Here is a 19,654-nt window from a genome sequence, read left to right as displayed (position 1 = left end):
CCGGCCGGACTTTAAAAAACTTTTTCGTGAAATGCTGGGAAGGGCGCCTTATTTAAGGCAAAAGAAATTTGATATGGCTATTGATATGAGGGGAGACATGCGCAACAGGATCGTTATGTTTTTAGCGAGCGTTCCATGCCGCATTGGATTCGATATCGGCGGCATGGAATGGCTTCTGACGCACCAGGTTCATTATAAGGAGGGTGTGAGCGAAGTCGAACATTTTATCGATCTTATTTCTTCATGTACAGGTAAGGGTCATGCAGAGAGTGTCGGATGCACTATTCCTGCCCCCGCTGAGGATAAAGAGGTAGTAGGCCAATTTCTGAAAGCCAACAACATTACTTTAGGGCAGGATGTCTTAATCATAGTACATCCCGTAAGCCGATGGCCCGCAAAGGAATGGCCAAAAGAAAAATTTGCAGCATTATGCGATAAGCTTATTAGTCAACGCGACGCTAAAGTAATCATGGTAGGCGCTGTTGAAGATGCAGAGTCTATAAATAAGATCCTCGCCCAAATGAAGGAGGCGCCTGCTTTATTTACCGGGACGCTTGTTCAACTATCTGCTTTACTGAAGAAGGCAGATTTATTCATCGGAAATGATACCGCGCCCATGCATATGGCAGCATTATTACGAACACCGACGATTGCGTTATTCGGGCCGACAGACCCTGAAATCTACGGCCCTTATGGCGAAGGCCACTCCGTTGTCAGGCCCGATATTCCCTGCCTATGCAGTTCAAAGAAAATTTGCAGGAATCCGAAACGGTTTTGCATGGATACTATCTCGGTCGAGAGGGTATTCGGCATCGCAGAAAAATATATTAATCGGCTCAGTAAAGAACCGTACAAAATGGATGTTTTATGATTATCCTCGGTATCAATGCGTATCATGGAGATTCATCCGCGGCAATTGTAGTTGACGGTAAATTGATAGCGGCTATAGAAGAAGAGAGGATCCGGCGGATTAAACATTGGGCCGGACTGCCTACGAAATCAATCGAATGGTGCCTTTCTTTTGCCGGTATAAATTTAGGCGATGTTGATAATATAGCTATCGCCCGCAATCCGCTGAACAGGCTGCACAAAAAATTATTGCGTATTTTGTTTAAAAGACAAAGCACCTCATTCCTAAAGGCGCGGATCAATAATTATTTTCTTAACGCAGACATTAAAAAATATCTATCCGCAGAGTTTGGCATAAACGAAAAGAAGCTACGGGCTAAGCTTTTTAAAATAGGGCACCACAGGGCCCATATATCGAGCGCGTTTTTTGTCAGCCCCTTTAAGGAAGCCGCAGCCGTTTCAATTGACGGCTTTGGAGATTTTTTGAGTACTGCTACAGCAATAGGGAAAGATAAAAAAATCCACTGTATGGACTACGTTGATTTTCCGCATTCTTTGGGTATTTTTTATACGGCAATGACACAATTTTTGGGTTTTTTGAATTACGGCGATGAGTATAAAGTAATGGGATTGTCGGCGTACGGCTCGCCGGTCTATGCAGATAAATTGCGGAATGTCGTTAAGATCAAAAATAACGGGTTTTTTGAGCTGGATACCTCGTATTTTTTGCATGATAGGGGCGGCGTCGAGATGACATGGTTTAACGAAAAGCCGGAGATTAAAAGGCTGTTTTCAGAAAAGTTAACAGGGCTTTTAGGTGCCTCAAGGGCTAAGGGCGAGGATCTTGATCGAAGGTTCCGCGACATCGCTGCTTCTACGCAAGCTGTGTATGAAGAGGTATTTTTCCATATTTTGAATAGTTTATATACAAAGACAAAAATGGACAGACTGGTTTTAGCCGGAGGATGCATTCAAAACGGCCTCGCAAACGGGAAGATTTATGGCAAAACACCGTTTAGAGAGATTTACATCCCACCTGCAGCTTATGATGCCGGCGGTGCAATCGGCGCCGCATTTTACTTATGGCACCATGTATTAGGCCGGCCGCGAGATTTTGTTATGGATTCACCGTTTTGGGGCCCAAAGTTCGAGATGAAAGATATTAAGGCAGAATTAGAAAAAAGAAATTTAAAGTATGAGGAGTTGAAGGAAGAGGAATTGTGCGAAAAGACGGCAAGCGAAATTGCCAACGGCAAGGTGGTCGGCTGGTTTCAAGGCAGATCCGAATGGGGGCCGCGAGCGTTGGGAAACAGGAGTATTCTTGCTGATCCCAGGCGCAAAGATATGAAAGATATTTTAAACCTGCGGATCAAGAAAAGAGAGGACTTCAGGCCTTTTGCCCCGTCTATACTGGAGGAAAAGGCAGCGGAATGGTTTGAAGAGAGCCGGCCCGCCCCTTTTATGGAGAAAGTCTATAAAATTAAAGAGGATAAAATAGGAATTGTGCCGGCAGTCACCAACATTGACGGAACAGGCAGATTGCAGACAGTAAGCCGTGGTTTAAACCCCAAATATTACGATTTAATAAAAAGATTCGAAGGAATAACCGGCGTACCTCTTGTTTTAAATACTTCATTTAATGATAACGAGCCTATTGTAAATACTCCAATAGACGCGTTAGATTGCTTCATGAATACAAAGATCGACCGCCTGGTGTTAGAAAATTTTTATATTACCCATAACTAAATACGAAAGAGCATAATTATGAAAGTTTCGATTATAACGCCTGTCTTAAACGGCTGCGCTACCATTGAGGATACTATCAAAAGTATTTTAGGGCAGAGCCATAAAGAGATCGAACATATAGTTATCGACGGCGGGTCAAAAGACGGTACGGTTGATATAGTTAAATCCTACGGCAGCAAAATTACCAAATTCATAAGCGAGCCGGACAAAGGCATTTATGACGCTATGAATAAGGGGATTAAATTGGCATCGGGCGACATCATCGGGATTTTGAATGCCGACGATATTTATGCAGGAACTTCGGTTGTAGGTACTATGGCAAAGGCAATAAGCGAAAAGAAAGTAGATGCATGTTACAGCGATCTGGTTTATGTAGACAGGATCAATACTGATATAATCGTAAGGCATTGGAAATCGTGTGAATACAGGGAAGGTTTATTCAAAAAAGGGTGGATGCCCCCGCACCCCACCTTTTTTGCCAAAAGATACGTGTACGAAAAATACGGACATTTTGATTTAAGCCTGCCGATAGCTTTAGATTATGAAATTTTATTCAGATTTATGGAAAAATCGAAAATAAAGACACACTATATTCCGGAAGCTATGGTGAGGATGCGATTGGGGGGATACTCGAATAATAGTATCCGCAATATAATAAAACAGAACATCGTAATAATGAAGATCTTAAGGGAGAATAAAATAGGCGTATCACCATTTTTCTTTTATTCAAAAATCGCAGAAAAGATAAAGCAATTTCGTTAAATACATATTATGAGGATACTAATCACCGGCGCGACAGGTTTTATTGGAAAGGCATTATGCGAAGCTTTGTATGAGTGCGATTTTGATCTGCGCGCTGCAGTGCGGCAAAAGGACGATAAACTTTCTGTTAATTACGAAATAGTCGAGATCGGCGATATAGGCCCTCAGACCAACTGGCAAAAGGCGTTAGTCGGAGTAGATATAGTTGTTCATTCGGCCGGGCGAGCGCACATATTGGGCAATAAAGCCGATAATTCGCTAGCCGCGTTCCGCAGAGTTAATGCGCTGGGCACGGAACGGCTGGCTCGCATGGCCGCAAAATGGGGAGTTAAAAAATTTATTTTTATTAGTTCGGTCAAAGTAAATGGCGAAGGGGCTCCACGGTCATATACCGAAAATGACCTTCCGGCACCCAAGGACGCCTATGGCATCAGCAAGCAAGAAGCCGAAGGTTTATTGGCGCGCATAGCCGCCGAAACGGGCCTTCAATGTATAGTTTTGCGACTTCCCTTGGTTTACGGGCCAGGGGTAAAAGCCAATTTTAAGAATTTGATTAAGATGGCCGGCCTAGGACTGCCTTTACCGTTCGGGGGTATTACCAACCGGCGCAGTTTTATTTACCTCGGTAATTTGATAGATGCCATCATTACTTGTGTTACTCATCCTTTGGCGGCAGGCGAGACTTTTATGGTAAGCGATGGCGAGGATATTTCTACGCCGAAATTAATAAAGATGATCGCTTTTGCGATGGATAAAAAAGCGCTCTTATTTTCTTTGCATCCGGGCATATTAAGGATGCTCGGCAAAATTGCAGGGAAGGGCGAAGAAGTAGAAAAATTGACAAGAACTTTGCTTATTGACAGCAGTAAGATCAGAAATTTGCTTGGCTGGAAACCGCCGTTTACCATTGAAGAAGGGATTAAACAAACCGTTAAAGGATAAGGATTGCTTCGCCCCTTTGGGGCTCGCAATGACAAAAGATGGTGAAACGTATTTTTGATTTAATTACTGCGCTTTTACTATTGGCTTGCTTAAGCTTGCCGTTATTGGCGATCGCGGTAATTATTAAATTGACCTCCGCCGGCCCGGTATTATACTGGTCGGACAGGGTGGGAAAAGATAATAAGATATTTAAAATGTGCAAATTTCGCACGATGCGAATCGATACGCCGGTAGTCGCAACGCATCTTTTTAAAGATGCGGATCGCTACGTTACGCCAATAGGCTCTTTTTTGCGCAGATTTAGTTTAGATGAGCTGCCGCAATTATTCAACATAATATCGGGCGATATGACATTTGTGGGCCCAAGGCCGGCATTATTCAACCAGGACGATTTGATAGAATTGAGGTCTAGAAAGAATGTGCACAGCCTTACCCCGGGCGTTACCGGGTGGGCCCAGATTAACGGCAGGGACAAATTACCCATTCCCATAAAGGTTGAATTTGATGAGTATTATCTAAAAAATAAAAGCTTGCTTTTAGATATTAAAATCATATTTATTACGCTGCTTAAGGTCATAAAGAGAGAAGGAGTGAAGTATTAGCTAGTTATGAAGGATACTCGCAGGTCAGCCAATATGTTTAAGATAGTGCTTATTTCTACGGATGAAAGCGCCGCGGCTTTGGGCGCTAAGATTATCTCCGCGAATCTGATAAAACACGGTTTCGATACCTCTATAGTGCTTATGCCGTATTTAGGGGATAATTTTAGTAAATTTCATTGGGAAGACCTTGAAAATATTTGTAAAGGCGCGAACCTTATCGGTATTTCGTGTATGACGCACGGGATCAAGAAAGCCGTTGAGGTAAGGAAGGCGCTGCAAAAAAATGTGAAAGCCCCTGTTATAATAGGCGGCGTTCATGCCATATTAGACCCGGAGAGCGCTTTTGACAGTTTCGATTTTATTTGTTACGGAGAGGGGGAAGACCTTATAGTGGAACTGGCAGACTGCCTGGCAAATAATAGATCATTTTGCGACATCCCCGGACTGCAGGGTAAATATCAGGGCAAGATATTCAAGAATCCGCCCCAACCATTGAGTAAAGATATAAATGATTATCCTTTCCCCGACTACGATTTAAGCCACCAATATATTCTTGTATCGAACAGGCTGGTGCCGATGAAGTTTGGTCATATTACCTGTGATTCTTTTGAGGTTATGGGCTCGCGCGGGTGCCCCCATAGCTGTACCTATTGCTCAAATCATAAAATTAACGAGAATTTTCCGTGGAGAAAAAAGGTCAGGCAGTATACAAATGACTATTTTATCGCTCATTTGAAAGAAGTCAACAGGGCGTATCCGGTTATTAGAAGTTTCTGGCTCGAAGACGATACTTTTTTCGCCAAAGACACCGGGCAGATCCGCGATTTCGCTATTAGGTACAAAAAAGAAATCAATAAGCCTTTTATTATCCTTGTTTCGCCGTGGACTTATTCCGAGGAAAAGGTAAGAATTATGGCCGAAGCGGGGATGGACAGGCTGATTTTTGGTATTCAAAGCGGGAGCGAGAACGTCAATTATAATGTTTACAACCGAAAGATTGCTAATGATAAGCTGTTGGAAATAGTCCGCTCCCTTAGCAATTTCAAGGAGGTGCTTACGCATTACGATTTTATCGGCATGAATCCTTTTGAGACAAGAGAGGACCTGATAAGTACTATTCAATTTATCAAAAAATTCCCGGCGCCGTTTTTTATTTTTAGCAACAATTTGGCTTTTTATCCAGGGACGAAGCTTCGAGAGCGGGCCATTGAAGCAGGCCTTAATATAAGCCATAGGGATAGGCACGGGGATGCGCGGCACGGATATTCAGTGCTAAAAAATGAAAATATAAAGCATAAACTTTTTCATTTTACATTATTGATGATGGCCGGTAAATCCAGCCGGGTCAAGATCGGAAGTGTCCCCAGGGCCTTTGTCTCTGATCGCATGCTTCGTTTTTATAGCTTTCTGGATAAAAAATGCGAGTCTTTTATTAATAGGTGTGTCGCCCTTCTGAGTATTATCATGATGCACGCCGACTGGAAATTATTTTTAAGAAAGCATTTGGGCCGTAAACAGATACAGGATTTAAAGAAGATATACTTTAATCTGTTTAAATAAGCTAAATGGAAAGCATAATGGTAAAAAACAGGCAATTATTCGATAAGGCAGTACTGATATCTTTGTGCGCTATGATATTTACTCTGCCGTTTTCAAAATCTATGGTAGAGATATTTTTCATTATTGCGCTGACCTGCTGGGTTATAAAGCACTTTATAATCTATTATTCCAGCGCTCACCGAGTTTCCCTTTTAAAGGCGCTTGCGCCGGTTTATACAGAGTTAAATTTACCGATGGCCTTATTTGTTTTGATAGGCTTTTTATCCACCATAGGCAGCGTTTCGCTCCCCTTAAGCCTGGAAGGTTTTTTCTTTAAGCTTTTTGAGTGGATAATGATATATTTTATAGTCGCCGAGAGCATTAGCACTAAAGAAAAAGTAAATTTAATCTTAAAAGTAATAATTGCCTCAGCACTTCTTGTGGGCATAGACGGAATATTTCAGCTTGTTACGGGAGCCGATTTCTTGAGAAATTATCCTGTGCAGGGCTATAGGGTTATCGCATGTTTTGATACCCCGAACGGCTTTGCCGCCTGGCTTATCATAATGCTTCCGCTGGCGTTCAGCCTTGCTTATTTTTCAAAAAGCAGCAAAAAAGCTCTCTTATGGATTTTAGTATGCATCTTGATTTTTGGCTTCGTGTTAACGTATTCAAGAAGCGCTTTGATAGCGGTTTTATTATCTTTTGTTTTATTGGGGCTCTTCCGGAGCAAGCGGTTATTCGTAATTTCCATAATATTAGTATTGATCTTACCTTTTATTGCGCCTCATTACATAAAAGAACGTATGAAAGCTTCAATGATAGATGACGTTAGGGTTACTTTATGGCAGGAAGCGCTGAATATTACCGCGGATTATCCGATCCTGGGCAGCGGATTAAATACCTACGCCAGCATCGCCCCTAAGTATAAACTTACGGAAGAAACAGGCTGCTATCCACACAACTCTTATCTCCAAATGGCAGCGGAGTCCGGCCTGCTCGGACTGGGGGCGTTTCTTTGGATATTAATCGCACTTTTCAGGACATCGCTAATAAATGTTAAAAGAATAAATGACAAGTTCTATGAAGCCGTACTAGTAGGCCTCTTGGCAGGGCTATTTGGGTTTTTAGTACATAGCTTTTTCGACGTCAATATATACACGCTTCAACTGGGCAATTTGATGTGGTTTATAATGGGATTAATTGTCGCTGTGCAAAGAGTCGCTTTACAGAAAAACCTTCCTTAAAATTTTTCCAATACCCCCCTTGACAAACTATGGTTCCTGTGGTATATTTAAGGTAGTTAATATTTAAGATACTTGACATTTAGTCGCATTAGATATTCAGTTGCTTAGCTAAATCTAACCAGGTTAGAATAACCTGGTTAGATAACCTGCGGAGGCGGACAATGGCCGGGATGCCGATATCGGAATTTGCAGACAGGATAAACGAGATAATGCCTTTGATTATGCGCAATTTTCTTCGCCAGCAGACGAAAGAGTTCTACAAGACAAAGATCACGATTCCCCAGTTCGGGATACTCGATTACCTGAGCAGGGAAGGCGAGCTGAAAATGACCGATATATCAAAGATGCTCAATGTGACTACTGCGGCCGTGACCGGCATAGTCGATAAGCTTGTGAGGTACGGATACGTTATGAGGAAGCCCGATACCGAAGACAGGCGCATAATCAAAGTAAAGATAACTGCCAAGGGAAATGACATAGTGAGGAAGATGATTGAACACAGGCGCCAGATGATCATAAACATGTTTGATAAGATATCCGAGAAAGAAAGAGAAGAGTATCTCGGCATTCTTAATCATATAAAAGAGCATTTAACAGAGTAAAGGGCATTTTTATGAAAAGATACATTTTTATATTAATTTCTGTTTTTATATTTGGTCTATTCTCTGCCTCTGCGGAAGAAGCCGCGCCGGAGACAGAGGTCACATATATCCAGACCGAAGTAGTGCCTGCCGAAGGAGAAACTACGACCATTATGGAAGAAGGCACGAAGGGAATAGGGGATATAATAGAGGAAGCCGCCCCCAAGCCCATGGAACTCCGGTTTGAACCGGCAAAGATGCCGGATGGTAAATCCGTCCTTAAGCCGTCGTCCGATAAGATCCCGACTTTTACCAAAGAGGATTTTATCGCGACGGCTGCTATACAAAAGACACTTCGAATAGGCATGGTAGACTGCGTCGCCATGGCGCTCAAAAACAATTCCGAAATACTGGTAAAAAAGATCTCTCCGCTCATAGAAAAGGCCAATGTAAGAAAAGAGAAAGGCGCGTTTGACCCGGAATTATCCGCCGATTTCACTTACCGGGACAATACCGAAGTGGGGGCTACTCCACTTTTTGTGCCAGCAAAATCTACAAGCCAGACGGGCACATTGAACCTGGGGTATGACCAGAAGCTTACTACCGGCACAGAAATAGAGGTGGACTTTAATAATACAAGGTTAGAGTCCAATTCCAGGATCCAGAGCCCCAATCCGTATTACGATTCATTCACCGGAATTACGGTGACTCAGCCGCTCCTCAAGGGGGCCGGCCTCATTGTAAATAAGGCCAATTTCCTGATAGCGAAAAATAATAAATTAAAATCGGACCAGGATGTCATTAAAGAGCTGCTAGTAGTCCTTACCGACGTAAAAAAGAGTTACTACGATTTTCAGTACACGCAGGAACAGTATAGAGCCGTCGAGGCGGCCCTGATGCGCTCGGAGGAACTTCACAGGATAAATAAAGAGAGGTATGAAAAAGGCCTAGCGAGCGATGTAGACCTTCTTCAATCGGTGGCGGAAGTCTCGCGCGCAAGACAGGGTTTGGCTGCCGCGGAAAATGCCATGAAGACATCCGAGGATAACCTGAAATTTATAACAAACCTCATAGATGACCCGGAACTTTGGAATTCTGACATAGTGCTTCTGGATAAGGTGACCTATGAAAAAGAGATGCCCGGCCTTGTAGAGGCCATAAATGAAGCGTTTAAATACAGGCCGGATTACGAGGCGGCCAAAATCGACCTGAAGAATAGAGACATAGATGTCATTTTTTACCGGAACGGCATGCTGCCTACAGTGGATCTTGTCGGAAGCTACGGGTCAAACGGCCTGGGTAAGGGTTATAGGAGCGATATGAATACGCTGGGGAGCGGGGATTATCAGGATTGGTCTGCGGGCGTAAGCGTTTCCTTTCCATTCTGGGATGACGCGAACAAGGGAAATTATGAAAAGTCCAAGCTGGAAAAGCAGCAGGCACTTATAGGTTTTAAACGCCTTGAGCAGAATATAATATTACAGATAAGAGATGCCGTCAGAAATATAGACATTAAATACAGGATGCTGGAGGCCTCCGGCGAGACAAAGAAGGCCGAAGAGCGGAATTACGAAGCCCAGGAATTGCGATTTAAAGCCGGGCTCGTTGGCACAAAGGACATGGTGGATTATCAGGAACGCCTTACAAGGGCGCAGGTGAATTTTATAAAGAGCGTCATAGATTATAAGATCACACTGATTGAATTGGCCAAGGTAAAAGGGACGATGCTCGAAGAAGACAATATAACGTTGGAATAATAGAGAGGCTCAGATGAAAATATTTAAAACGATTTTTTATATCCTATGTTTTATAATCACGGTCATTGCCATATCGGGCTGCGGAAGAAAAGCGGCAGTTAAAGAGAAGCAGGAAGCGGTACCGGTCAGGGCGATGAAAGTAGAGTCTAAAGACCTCAAAAGGTCCCTCGAGTACGTAGGTGACTTAATGGGCCAGGATGAGGCCACTGTATACCCTAAAGTGAGCGGGAAGATTATAGAAAAGATCAAAGAAGACGGCAGCATCGTAAAAAAGGGCGATGTTATTGCTTATGTAGACAGGGATGAAGTGGGTTTACGGTTTGAAAAAGCGCCCGTCGAAAGCCCTCTTGCCGGAATTGTGGGAAGGGTCTATGTGGACATAGGTTCAAATGTCACGCCGGAGACACCAATAGCGCTTGTGTCCAACATGAATAAGATGGAGATAGACCTTGATATTCCCGAGAGGTACTTGCCTGAGGTGTCATTGGGCCAGGAAGCGGAGATAGCGGTCGATGCCTACCCGAACGAAAAATTTATAGGCAAGGTCACCATGATAAGCCCTGTAGTCGACTTGCAGACGCGCGCCGCTCCCATAAAGATAGTGATAGATAATCCCGATTACTACCTTCGCTCGGGTATGTTCGCGAGAGTAGAACTCACCATAGAGGAGCGAAAGAATGCGCCGGTAGTTTTAAAAGAAGCTATCATGGGCAAAGCGCCGAATACCTACATATATGTAATAGAGGGTGACAAGGCGGTCTTAAGAAATGTTGACGTAGGCATACATGAAGGGCCTTATTTTGAGATTACAAGCGGCTTAGAAGAAGGAGAACTGGTCGCTGTAATGGGCCAGCAGAAACTTCGCGACGGCTCGCTTGTACACGTAGAGGTAGACTAAATGAATCTTCCAGAATTCGGCGTAAAAAGGCCGGTCACAAACCTGATGATCTTTTTCTCGATAATCATCATCGCCGGTTACAGCCTGACCCGGCTTGGGGTGGATATGATGCCCGAGATCGAGCCGCCGGTTATAAGCGTTATATCGACATATCCGGGCGCAAGTTCGGAAGATGTTGAGATAAAAGTGACCGAGCCCCTCGAAAATCAGCTTGCCACAACTCCCGGCGTCGAGAAGATAAGTTCACGCTCCATTGAAGGTGTTTCGATTATAAGCCTTAAATTTATTTGGGGGACGAATCTCGATGAGGCCTCCAATGATATCCGCGACCGCATAGAATTGAGTAAGCGTGTCCTGCCTGATATACCCGATGAAATGGAAAACCCCTTTATATTCAAATTCAACACTGCTAATATCCCGATACTTTTCTTTGGAGTAACGGCAAACCAGACATATCCGGAATTATATGAATTGATAGACAAAAGGGTAGGCGATGCCCTGAGGCAGCTTCCCGGCGTCGGTACCGTACAGCTTATGGGCGGGCTTGAGCGGCAGATCAATATATGGATAGACCGCGAACGATTAGAGGGATACGGCTTTTCCATACTTGACATAAAGAATGCTTTGAGAGAGGAAAACGTCACCCAGCCGCTTGGCAGCATAAAGACAGGGTTTACCGATTACCTCCTGCGGCTGCCGGGCGAATTCACAAGCCCCGAGGAGATAAATCTTGTAATACTAGGTAAACGGGACAACAAATTCGTATATTTGAGGGATGTCGCGAAGATCGAGGACGGCTTCAAAGAAGTTGCCATGAAAGTAAGGATCAATAAAACCCCCAGCATAATGATGATGGTGCAGAAGCAGGCAGGGACAAATACCGTCCAAGTGGCGGCCATGGTAAAAGAGAAGATCAAGAAAATTGAACCGACCTTGCCTTCCGACGTAAAGATGTACACCATCTTTGACACTTCAAAAGATATCATAACGGCGCTGGAGTCTCTAAAGGGGACTCTCTGGATAGGCGTAATATTAGTAATCTTTGTGGTCTGGTTCTTTCTCCGGCAGCTTTTTGCGAGTATCATAATCGCGCTCACAATCCCGTTTTCGCTTTTAATCGCTTTTATATATCTTTTCCTCAGCGGGAAGACGATGAATGTTATAAGCATATCAGCGCTGGCTATAGCCGCAGGATTGGTCGTTGATAATGCCATAGTCGTCGTGGATAACGCCATGCGCCATATAGAAAGAGGCGAAAGGCCGCAAGAGGCGGCCATTTTCGGCACATCTGAAATATTGCTTGCCGTGGGAGCGTCGACATTGACTACAATAGTGGTATTTATGCCCATGTTATTTATAAGCGGCGTAGTCGGTATTATATTTGGCCAGCTTGCCGCGATAATTATTGTTACGCTTCTGGCCTCGCTTTTTACTGCCAGCACTTTTACGCCTATGCTCTGTTCCAGGTGGTTAAAACTTGAACCAAAAAAGGATGCTGTCACTCCTCGCCAAAAGTGGTTTTCTAAATTTTATGAAACATCCGAGAGGTGGTTTGACTGGCTGGAGGATATTTATGAGAAAGCGCTTAACTGGTGTATGCACCACAAAAAGACCGTCATAGCCGGGTTTTTGGGCGCTTTTATATTGAGTTTATTTTTATCCCGATTTATAGGGAACGAGTTCATCCCTGAAGAAGATAGCGGCGATATCCGCATAACCGTAGAGCTTCCTTTAGGTACAAGGCTTGAAGAAACAGATAAGGTAGCCCAAAAGATAGAAGATATCTTAAGAAAAAGCGCTCCGGAGGCGCAGTACGTATATGTCAGAAGCGGTGAACCGTCCGGCGGAATGGGAAGGGCCATGGGCGGTTCGGCCGGAAAGCATGTTATTGTGAGCGGCGCCAAACTTGTGCCTAAGACTGAGAGAGAACGTTCTGTCAAGGAAGTAGGACAGGTTATCAGGGAGAAGATAGAAGCCATCCCCGGCGTCATCAAGACAGATGTTTCCACAGGAAATCCGATCGGGAGGCTAATAACCGGTATGGGCGGCAAGGCGATACAAGTGGAGATCATAGGCCATTCTTTCGATGAAACAAATGCCTTGGCTCAAAAGATAAAAACTGCGATGGAAAAGGTACCGGGAGTTGTTGATACGAGCATTTCAAGGGACATAAACCGTCCGGAACTTGTCATAGAGGTGGACAGGGAAAAGGCAGCTACGCTCGGCCTTACGATGAACACCATAGCCTCGAGCGTCAAGACTTTCGTAGAGGGATCGACAGCCACCAAATACAGGGAAAAAGGGGAGACCTATGATATATATGTACGCCTGGAGGAATCTTTCCGTTCCAAGGTGAAGGATGTGGCGAACCTATCAATAGTCTCTACGCTTACGGGAGAACAGATAAAACTGGCTAATTTCGCTAAAGTCTACGAAAAAGCCGGGCCCGTGGAGATAGAGCGGCAGAACAGGGAAAGAGTTGTGAGGGTGGAATGCAACGTATATAACCGTTCGGCCGGAAAGGTCAAGGAAGACATAGAAAAAGAATTACGCAACATAGTCGTACCTGCCGATATGATGATAAATTTCGGGGGCGAAGCTGAAGAGCAGGGAAAGGCATTTAAGGATTTGACTTTGTTACTCCTTCTGGGGATTATATTGGTATATATGGTAATGGCGGCTCAGTTTGAGTCGCTGGTCGATCCTTTTATAGTTATGTTCGCTGTGCCGTTTACATTCACGGGTGTATTTTTAGGCTTTCTTCTGACGGGTACGACGCTCAGCCTTACTTCATTCCTTGGGATCATAATGCTGATGGGCATAGTGGTCAATAACGCCATTGTGCTTATAAGTTATATAAATATTCTTCGCGCGAGGGGTTATTCGATGCTGGATGCGGTTACAAAAGGCGGAAAAGACAGATTGCGGCCGGTACTTATGACTACAATCACGACATTGGCGGCCCTTTTACCTATGACTCTCTCAAGAGGTGAGGGCTCTGAATCCTGGCAGCCTCTCGGCATCACGATTATGAGCGGGCTTTCACTCTCGACTTTAATCACAATGCTTTTTGTCCCTACGCTTTATGCGATAGTGGAGAACAGGATGAAAAAGAACGGTGGAAAAACCCGATGAAAATGGTAATGATATCCTATAACGAAGCTGTCGACATAGAAGTGATGGAAGTCTTAACTCATTGCGCCATAAAGAATTATACAAAAATAAACGGCACTTATGGCAAGGGCGATACCTCCGGGACGCATCTCGGCACTGACATATGGCCCGGCAGGAACAGTATTCTATACGTGGCCTGCAAGGACGACGAGGCCAAAAAAGTGGTATCCTGCGTAAAAGAGCTGCGAAAGACCCTCGGCAACGAAGGCATAAAGGCCTTCGTTCTGCCCCTGGATGAACTTACTTAAATTATCTTGCTTGGCGATGGGCGGCGTGGTAATATAATGAAACTATGAGCGCCATAGCCATCGTATCCCTTATTATATTGCTTCTCTTGGCTGCTGTGACTGCCGCATCAGAGATCTCATTCATCGCTATAAGCCGCCTGCGCCTCCGCAAGCTGGCATCAGACGGATCAAAACCCGCCCAGATAATATTGAAGATCCTGGAAGCCCCCGAGAGGTTCTTCGGGACTATATTGATTGCTAATAATGTAGTCGGCGCCCTGATAGCCGCTCTTATTACCGTAATACTTGTCTCTTTGGTGGGAGAGGCAAGGGGCGTGCTTTTTGCCACCATCATAGCGGCCTTTCTTATAATATTCTTTGAAGTATTGGCAAAGAGTTATGCCGCAATGTACGCCGAAAGACTTTCGCTAAGATTAGCCAGGCCGATATATGTTTTGGTGCGCTTTCTTGCTCCCGTGGCCAGTGCCTTTTCAGTAGTAATAAATTTTATCACCAAAATTACGGGCGGTACCAAGAAGGCAAAAACCTTCATTACGGAGGAAGAGATAAGGGCGTTTATTAAAATAGCCCAGGAAGACGGCACGCTCCTTAAAGAGAGATACTTGATGCTGTCGCGCGTCCTCGATCTAAGTAAGACAGTGGTCAGGAGCGTTATGACTCCGAAGGATCAGATAGTCTCTTTTGACGTAGATTCCAATATAGACGACATGCTGGACAAGGTTATTGAATCGGGTTATTCTAGATTCCCTGTTTATAAGTCCGGCCCGGATAATATCGTGGGTATAATAAAGACAAAAGATCTCCTAAACGTGGTCGTCAATAAAGGCCTTGTTGTTTTGCATGATATTATATCGCCGCCAGTAGTTGTCCCGGGTTCCAAAAAGGTTACGGAACTTCTGGCAGAATTTCAAAAAGGGCATACCCACCTTGCTATAGTGACCGGCGAAAACGGCAAGATAGAAGGCCTGGTGACGCTGGAGGACCTTCTTGAGGAGATCGTCGGCGAAATACAGGATGAGTACGATATTGAAAGTAAAAGCTAAACATTTCAAGGCCTATAATGTATCCGTAACCCTGGAGACCAACTCAAGCCTTCTCCTGCGGGAGATGAAAAGGTACTACAGTACCTATTTATCGGTCCGGAAGGCGCCGTCTTACCACGGTACGATAGTAGTTATCGAAACAGATATATTCCCCCGCGACTTTATTCCCAAAAATGCCGTTTGCGATTTTTACCTTTCATCATATTCCGTTTATGTACTGCCGGACGATAAGAACCGCATATTTTACGAGATAAAAAACAGGTATTTAATAAGCGTAGATTACGCAAAAAACGAAGTACGATGCTTTGCAAAATCCGCAGAAAATATAGTACTTCAGATAAAATTTACCATGAAGATGATGTTCGATATTCTGCTGGAAGAGAAGGGACTTTTCCCCATTCATTGCTCCGGTGTGGTTAACGGCGGGAAGACTGTTCTCTTCTGCGGCAATACCCATTCCGGCAAAACTACCGCAGCTTTGAGCTGTCTGGAGAGCGGATACCGCCTCTTTTCGGAAGACAGGGTCCTCTTCAGACCGTCGGGTGAATTGCTGCCATTTTATACAAGGAGCAGGGTAGATAAGAGGATGTTTTTAAACTTTCCCGGATTAAAGAATAGGCTGAAATTTCTGGATCCGTCACATTATTTTGAGAAGACCAAAGGATGGTATGTTGATCTGGGAAAGGCCTTTTTTGCCAAAAAGAGCGAATTGGGCCCGAAGTTGCCATCGACTCTGGTCTTCCTGAATTTTCATAATTCCGATGATAGCGTGTGTAAAAAGATAAGCGGCAAAGAGGCGTTAGCCAGGCTTAAAGAGGGGCATCTCAGGGAGATCGGTAATTCCCTATGGTGGATGATGGACAAGGATAACAGGATAAAAAAAGTAGAAAATGCGTATCGTAAATTAGTAGCCGGAAGCAAGGCAAAATGTTACCGGTTCTTAATAGGGCGCGATCATAACAAGTTCTCTTCATTAATGAAAGAGGTATGCGGAGTTGGCTAAGGACATTCTTTTTTTAAATCTTATTAACGGGTGCAATCTCGCGTGCGATTATTGCCTGGTCCGTAAGGACAGAGAAGAGATGAGCCTCAAGACGATGTTAACAAGCCTCGACTATTTTCTCGACGCGAATAAGGGCCTTTTGCACATAGATTTCTTTAGTTGCGAAAGCATGCTGCGGTTTGACCTGATAAAAGAAGCAGTGGAATACTGTAAGCCGCGCGCCAATAAAGATCAGCTGCTTTCTTTCAGCATCATTACAAACGGCACTTTATTTGACGATAAAAAACTGGACTTTATAGAAAAGCATCCCGAGGTATGCCTTACTATCAGCCTGGATGGTACCGAGGAAAGCCATAATTGTCACCGGAAGTATAAAGACGGAAGAGGAACCTTTAAGGATACCATCAAATATATCGATAGATTAGTAGACATGAATACGGTGTTTTCCCTTGTTGTTTCATCTGAAACCGCAGGCAGGTTAATGGAAAATATCGCGTTTTTAAACTCTCTCGGATGCAAAAAACTTATATTACAATTTGCCGTTACACAGCAGGGGTGGACGAAAAACGGCGTGGATACCGCCAGTGACCAGTTGAGGAGACTGGCGCATTTTTACTTTGATAATATGCGCCCCAACGGCGGCATGGATATATTTCTGATCGATTTTATGGTCAAGACTCTTGAGAGGCGCCGTGAGATAGATACGCCGTCTGATTTTGAGCGTATTGTCTGTTCGACACTGCGCAGGGAAAGGGCCATATCGGTTTCGCCCTCAGGTAAGGTCTATCCCTGCCTGGGGCTTTCCTCGCTGGCAGACGATAATTTCTGCATAGGCCGTGTCGATGATACCGTAAGACTGGGCGGAGAAGAATGTTTTTACAGGAAGATATTGCCCGGATTTACCGAAAATTATTCCAATGGTATCTGCAGGAGTTGCGCGGTACGTGATTTTTGCTATTTGAGGGGTTGCCCGGTAGTAAGGATCGCGGGCCTCTTTGACGATATGGTTTTTTCACGTATAAAAGGGATGAATATGGTTTGCGAATTATATAGATTACTTTTCAGGGAGGTAAAGGAGGTTTATCGCGTAAGTTTTCGTGAGAGCGTATTAAATGCCATGACAGCTCCCCTGTAAAGCCTGAGAAGATAAAAGAAGTAACTGAAGCTCTTTCCGTCCTCAGAGTAGAATCTCGCCATAAATTTCTTATCCGGAAAAAGCACCCTGAGCCCGGGCCTTTTTATATAAATCATTCTGTGCTTTGAGTCGGGATTAAATATATCATATTCAGTATAAAAGTGCCTGATTGTTTTAACGCCGTTTTCCACGCAATCAGGATAAGAAATGCCAAACCATTCTTTTAGTAAATAGAGGATCTCATAAGTATGCTTTTCAAGCCGCATATTTTTTATCATGCCTGAGAAGCCTTCCCAGTCCATAGTATGCCCGTATCGTTTTATGAACAGATAAATATCACAGAACCAGATCAGCTTTGTTTCGCCGCGCCTTATATGTTTATTCAGGTGTACCAATAAATGTATCAACAGAAACTCGGGTTCCAGCGCCAGCAGATCCTTATCTTTTCCGAAACCGGGCTCCAGATCCCAATTCAGCTCTATCTCCAGCAGTAATTCTATATTTTCATTTATGTATATTCGCTGAGGCTCGTATGAAGATATAAAGTTCTGGTAACCCAGCCGGTTAAGCGCATCATGTGCTTTAGGAATATCATCTTTTTTGATAAGGAGGTCAAGGTCGGCCATCGGGCGCAGGGCTATATCCGGATATAAATCTTTACCTAAAATAGGCCCTCTTATAAACATAAGCGGGATCTTATATTCCTTAAAGCCATCCGTAATCTTTTCTGCCGTTTTATATATAAAGAGATTTCTCTCCATGCTCTGTTTATATATCTTATGAAATAACTCTTTGGCGGAGCCCGGGACGGAGAATTCCCGGGCAGTCTGCCGTATTACGAAAGAGAAGAAGGGGGCTATGCGGTGCCTGAGGGCTTTTTCGAAAATAACATCCCAATTTAACTTCGATGGATTGTAAGAATCAAGGAAAGACGGATCCTGCTCAAGGCCCGCTTTCAGGAAGTCGATCAGGAACCTGTTTTCTAATGATAAGTTTTCAAGCTTCATAGCAGGCTTTCAATGGCTTCTCTCAGCCTTTTCCAGGAATATATTCGGTTACCCTGCCCCATGTTTTTTACAAAATGATCCTTTTTGCCGGATTTGAAATATTTAATTACTTTATCAGCCAGTTCCTCCGGATTTTCCGGTTCCACCAGGTAACCGGTCTTTCCGTCTTCCACGATTTCAGGAAGGGAACCTACCTTTGTGGCTATAATAGGCACCCCAAAGGCAAGTGCAAGCTGCGCTACGCCGCTACCGGTACCTTTTACATAAGGCAGGACTACGGCATCGGCCGCCTTAAAATATATTTCTATATCTTCGTTAGGGATGAACCGGTCAATGACTCTGATTTTATCTGTTAACCCCTTTTCCTTTATTAAATGCAGGTAATAATCCTTACCTTCCCAGAATTCCCCGGCTATTATAAGCGTGAGGTCAGTTTTTTTCAGAATGAACGGCATTGCCTCCAGAAGATAACGGAGCCCCTTATATTTTCTGATAATACCGAAGAAGAGCATGACGTTACCGGAGAGTTTTAATCTTTCCCTGGCTTTTTCCGGGCTTATTCTATTCCTGTTAAATACGCTGTATAAGGGGTGGAATACCTTTTCGGCATTGGTACCCGGCAGCATTTTCGCCAGCCTGTTTTTACATTCTTCGGAGTGGACTATATGAAAATCCGCAACGGGGAAGACCTTTTTAGCTATCAGGCGCTTGAAGGATGAGTTCTCGTGGTCTTCCACATTGTGGCATATAAGAAGGATCTTTGCACCGGTCATCTTTTTAAGAATAGGAAGTAATGTAATATATAAAGGCCCCCAGAAAGTCGTCCACCAATGGGCTATTATCAAATCCGGAGAATCCTTTCTGATCTTATGCAACGTGGAAAACCATGTCACAGGGTTGAGAGAGTCTATGGTGTATTGAGCGCGGTCCTCTTTTAACTGAAAACGGCTTATCGTATCGATATCTGATGTGCCGGGAAAAAGAAACCCTGGATATTGCCGGCTGAAGCTGTAAAGTGAGATGTCGTGGTACCTCTTCAGCTCGTCGCATAAAAGGGTGTTGTAATGGCTTATTCCGCTTCTATAAGGATGCGTCGGGCCTATTATCGATATCTTCATAGT

General features: G+C 44.0%; 17 protein-coding genes. 15 read left to right on the top strand and 2 right to left on the bottom strand.

The genetic code is table 11. The annotated features are described in order from the left end of the window. The 15 genes from KKI13_06675 to KKI13_06605 all read left to right on the top strand — a co-directional run. On the top strand, window positions 1–871 hold an 871-nt coding region (locus KKI13_06675; protein ID MBU4488723.1), incomplete at its 5' end, for a glycosyltransferase family 9 protein. Continuing rightward, window positions 868–2,595, top strand: a complete 1,728-nt coding sequence (locus KKI13_06670; GenBank protein MBU4488722.1) for a carbamoyltransferase — start codon at window positions 868–870, stop codon at window positions 2,593–2,595. The genes KKI13_06675 and KKI13_06670, both read left to right, overlap by 4 nt. Window positions 2,596–2,613: 18 nt before the next feature. Beyond that, entirely contained in the window at window positions 2,614–3,357 is a 744-nt protein-coding gene (locus tag KKI13_06665; GenBank protein MBU4488721.1) for a glycosyltransferase, read from the top strand. Between the two features lie 9 nt (window positions 3,358–3,366). Beyond that, window positions 3,367–4,299: an NAD-dependent epimerase/dehydratase family protein gene (locus KKI13_06660; protein ID MBU4488720.1), complete on the top strand. Its 933-nt coding sequence runs from the start codon at window positions 3,367–3,369 to the stop codon at window positions 4,297–4,299. Window positions 4,300–4,340: 41 nt separating this feature from the next. Further along, window positions 4,341–4,901, top strand: a complete 561-nt coding sequence (locus KKI13_06655) for a sugar transferase (protein MBU4488719.1) — start codon at window positions 4,341–4,343, stop codon at window positions 4,899–4,901. A 33-nt stretch (window positions 4,902–4,934) separates the two neighbouring features. Beyond that, window positions 4,935–6,461, top strand: a complete 1,527-nt coding sequence (locus KKI13_06650) for a B12-binding domain-containing radical SAM protein (GenBank protein ID MBU4488718.1) — start codon at window positions 4,935–4,937, stop codon at window positions 6,459–6,461. Window positions 6,462–6,466: 5 nt separating this feature from the next. Next, the gene (locus tag KKI13_06645; protein MBU4488717.1) at window positions 6,467–7,687 is read left to right on the top strand and encodes an O-antigen ligase family protein; all 1,221 of its coding nucleotides are present in this window, start codon (window positions 6,467–6,469) and stop codon (window positions 7,685–7,687) included. Window positions 7,688–7,848: 161 nt separating this feature from the next. Next, window positions 7,849–8,289 (top strand): MarR family transcriptional regulator, encoded by a 441-nt coding sequence (locus KKI13_06640; protein MBU4488716.1) that lies wholly within the window; start codon window positions 7,849–7,851, stop codon window positions 8,287–8,289. An 11-nt stretch (window positions 8,290–8,300) separates the two neighbouring features. After that, complete coding sequence (locus KKI13_06635) at window positions 8,301–10,025, top strand: TolC family protein (GenBank protein ID MBU4488715.1); 1,725 nt, start codon at window positions 8,301–8,303, stop codon at window positions 10,023–10,025. A 13-nt stretch (window positions 10,026–10,038) separates the two neighbouring features. Next, window positions 10,039–10,923, top strand: coding sequence for an efflux RND transporter periplasmic adaptor subunit (locus KKI13_06630; GenBank protein ID MBU4488714.1), 885 nt, complete (start codon window positions 10,039–10,041; stop codon window positions 10,921–10,923). Next, complete coding sequence (locus KKI13_06625) at window positions 10,924–14,058, top strand: efflux RND transporter permease subunit (protein ID MBU4488713.1); 3,135 nt, start codon at window positions 10,924–10,926, stop codon at window positions 14,056–14,058. Beyond that, entirely contained in the window at window positions 14,055–14,345 is a 291-nt protein-coding gene (locus KKI13_06620) for a hypothetical protein (GenBank protein ID MBU4488712.1), read from the top strand. Before KKI13_06625 ends, KKI13_06620 begins: the two co-directional genes overlap by 4 nt. Window positions 14,346–14,389: 44 nt before the next feature. Then, entirely contained in the window at window positions 14,390–15,388 is a 999-nt protein-coding gene (locus KKI13_06615; GenBank protein ID MBU4488711.1) for a hemolysin family protein, read from the top strand. After that, window positions 15,360–16,391: a hypothetical protein gene (locus KKI13_06610; GenBank protein ID MBU4488710.1), complete on the top strand. Its 1,032-nt coding sequence runs from the start codon at window positions 15,360–15,362 to the stop codon at window positions 16,389–16,391. The genes KKI13_06615 and KKI13_06610 overlap by 29 nt, the downstream gene beginning before the upstream one ends. Beyond that, window positions 16,384–17,526 carry a radical SAM protein gene (locus KKI13_06605; GenBank protein MBU4488709.1) on the top strand — a complete coding sequence of 381 codons (1,143 nt, stop codon included), beginning with the start codon at window positions 16,384–16,386 and terminating at the stop codon, window positions 17,524–17,526. The genes KKI13_06610 and KKI13_06605 overlap by 8 nt, the downstream gene beginning before the upstream one ends. Here the strand turns inward: KKI13_06605 and KKI13_06600 are convergent. Beyond that, entirely contained in the window at window positions 17,472–18,533 is a 1,062-nt protein-coding gene (locus KKI13_06600) for a nucleotidyltransferase family protein (GenBank protein ID MBU4488708.1), read from the bottom strand. The two genes, KKI13_06605 and KKI13_06600, sit on opposite strands and share 55 nt — an antisense overlap. After that, a complete protein-coding gene (locus KKI13_06595) occupies window positions 18,530–19,651 on the bottom strand; it encodes a glycosyltransferase (protein MBU4488707.1) in 1,122 nt (373 codons plus the stop codon). Before KKI13_06595 ends, KKI13_06600 begins: the two co-directional genes overlap by 4 nt. Window positions 19,652–19,654: the final 3 nt, after the last annotated feature.

Source organism: Candidatus Omnitrophota bacterium (assembly GCA_018894435.1).
GTDB lineage: Bacteria > Omnitrophota > Gorgyraeia > JAHIPI01 > JAHIPI01 > JAHIPI01.
The sequence above is the reverse complement of the archived record's forward strand: the minus strand, read 5'-3'. Positions and strand labels throughout refer to the sequence as shown.

Coding starts and splice junctions, on each gene's coding strand:
- KKI13_06670 (MBU4488722.1), top strand. CDS start 868: ATGATTATCCTCGGTATCAATGCGTATCATGGAGATTCATCCGCGGCA.
- KKI13_06665 (MBU4488721.1), top strand. CDS start 2,614: ATGAAAGTTTCGATTATAACGCCTGTCTTAAACGGCTGCGCTACCATT.
- KKI13_06660 (MBU4488720.1), top strand. CDS start 3,367: ATGAGGATACTAATCACCGGCGCGACAGGTTTTATTGGAAAGGCATTA.
- KKI13_06650 (MBU4488718.1), top strand. CDS start 4,935: ATGTTTAAGATAGTGCTTATTTCTACGGATGAAAGCGCCGCGGCTTTG.
- KKI13_06645 (MBU4488717.1), top strand. CDS start 6,467: ATGGAAAGCATAATGGTAAAAAACAGGCAATTATTCGATAAGGCAGTA.
- KKI13_06640 (MBU4488716.1), top strand. CDS start 7,849: ATGGCCGGGATGCCGATATCGGAATTTGCAGACAGGATAAACGAGATA.
- KKI13_06635 (MBU4488715.1), top strand. CDS start 8,301: ATGAAAAGATACATTTTTATATTAATTTCTGTTTTTATATTTGGTCTA.
- KKI13_06630 (MBU4488714.1), top strand. CDS start 10,039: ATGAAAATATTTAAAACGATTTTTTATATCCTATGTTTTATAATCACG.
- KKI13_06625 (MBU4488713.1), top strand. CDS start 10,924: ATGAATCTTCCAGAATTCGGCGTAAAAAGGCCGGTCACAAACCTGATG.
- KKI13_06620 (MBU4488712.1), top strand. CDS start 14,055: ATGAAAATGGTAATGATATCCTATAACGAAGCTGTCGACATAGAAGTG.
- KKI13_06615 (MBU4488711.1), top strand. CDS start 14,390: ATGAGCGCCATAGCCATCGTATCCCTTATTATATTGCTTCTCTTGGCT.
- KKI13_06610 (MBU4488710.1), top strand. CDS start 15,360: ATGAGTACGATATTGAAAGTAAAAGCTAAACATTTCAAGGCCTATAAT.
- KKI13_06600 (MBU4488708.1), bottom strand. CDS start 18,533: ATGAAGCTTGAAAACTTATCATTAGAAAACAGGTTCCTGATCGACTTC.
- KKI13_06595 (MBU4488707.1), bottom strand. CDS start 19,651: ATGAAGATATCGATAATAGGCCCGACGCATCCTTATAGAAGCGGAATA.